Raw genomic sequence first — 1,745 nt, 5'->3', positions numbered from 1 at the left:
AGTATATTGAGAACCAGGATCAGCCCTGACGGGCTGACGAAATTCACCTCCCTGCTAAGTCGCAGGGAGCGCTCTTTCGGCTATAGGTAGGGGACAATTTCGTAACGAATCCTGATATAAAAGGGAGAGCGGGTACTCGCCAGCAGGTATAACTGCGAGCTTATTAACGCCACTCCGGACGAAGAAGCGCTTGAGACGTTTACGCCTGGAGTTGATCTCGGTACCATGCCCCATAGTTCGGGCAATACGGGATGCTTGCAGAATACTTGGTATTGGCCACCTATTTACCCTTTCATATCACGCTTTGTCTCTAAATTGTCCCCTACAGAGGGATCTTATTTAACCCTCTACCCGTCATTAGGATTAGCGATTTTGCGAGAATAGCCCAGAACGTCCAAAAGACAAAAACACACTGATTGTCCTATTCTATCCTTCCTCTCTGTAAGCCAGCACAGGGATAGAATTACTAAACACTCACTCTTTACAGCACCACTGTTGCTGTTATTGTCACTGTTTGTCGTCACTCAAACTCGATTGTTGGTGACATTGGGTTCCGGGCAAGACCAACAGAAAGGCCAGCCATCAGAACCATCCGGCCGGAGAGCCTCAGAGGTAATCACCCAATCCACAGGCTCTCTCAATGACCTCGTGTGTTCTGGCTTTGGCAGCGGTAGTGGAGACCCTCCACAACACTCACATACTCTGGGCTTAAATTGTTTCGCCAATCCCTGTCATGGTATTTGTCAATTCCGACCATCATCGAATAGCAGATGGCCCGATGAATGGCCGCTGAATTCCGCAGAAAGCTCATGCCCTCATTTGGCTGATGGGCACTGCTTTAGTTGCATTGGTCATTTTGAGCCTCTAAACATTACACAGGCCGACTATACAACTGCCCCTTACGGGCCACTCAATCTGGATAGTTTTCACGGAGAATCCGTTATTTCCCGTACGCTTACCCACTCGGAAAAACAGCAGACAACCACTGCATCATCCCTACGGATCCAGAGCCAGATTTATCTTTCCCGGAAAGGCACAATAAAGGCCCTGCTGGACCACAGAAGCGAATACCACACTACTTTTCTTGTTCTATCCTTCCTCTCTGTAGACCGGAAGGCAAGGATAGAAAGATTAAACACTCACTCTCTGCGGCAATGCTGTCGTTGCTGTTATCTGTCGTCTGTCAGGCTGAACCATGGACAGAGCGTTTTATTGTCAAGTTTGAAGAGAATGCAGTTTTTTCCAACCAGAGCTTTTCTATAAAGTGCGATCGGCATACACTTCCAGACATCACTGAAACAAATGGCTATGTTGTTTCAGAGTCGCTGCTTCATGACAATCAAGATTATGGGGTAAAAACAACCATCATTGAATCGACTTTCTGGCAATGGCTTTACATCACTCATCTGCTGACGGGTTACGAACTGACCCTGAACACCAAAATTGTCCCTCTGTGCTCCAATTCTTATTCATGGTTACCTTTAGCAGTGGTTGTCGCTGTCGTTTGGCTTTTAAAAAACTATTGGAATCTTGATTCACTGTCGCTTAAATCGATGGAACAAAAAGAGATAACCCCTATGCTGACACAGGTGGACCTCTCGTTTGCTATGATCAAAATGATAACGGGTTCTGGACGAGACCAACATCAGGGCCAGCCATCAGAATCATCCGGTTGGGAAGCCTCAGGAGCAACCATCCAACTCAAAGGCTCTTCCTTCCGCCCTCTTGGTATGACTGACTATGGT

Annotated in this window: 2 protein-coding genes; both read left to right on the top strand. The window is 47.1% G+C overall.

Annotated elements, in window-relative coordinates:
• Positions 1-495: 495 nt before the first annotated feature.
• Positions 496-1,263 carry a hypothetical protein gene (locus KDK16_RS03170; RefSeq protein ID WP_257274643.1) on the top strand — a complete coding sequence of 256 codons (768 nt, stop codon included), beginning with the start codon at positions 496-498 and terminating at the stop codon, positions 1,261-1,263.
• On the top strand, positions 1,164-1,745 hold a 582-nt coding region (locus KDK16_RS03165; RefSeq protein WP_257274641.1), incomplete at its 3' end, for a hypothetical protein. The genes KDK16_RS03170 and KDK16_RS03165, both read left to right, overlap by 100 nt.

The organism is Endozoicomonas sp. SESOKO4 (genome assembly GCF_024606275.1).
The sequence above is the reverse complement of the archived record's forward strand: the minus strand, read 5'-3'. Positions and strand labels throughout refer to the sequence as shown.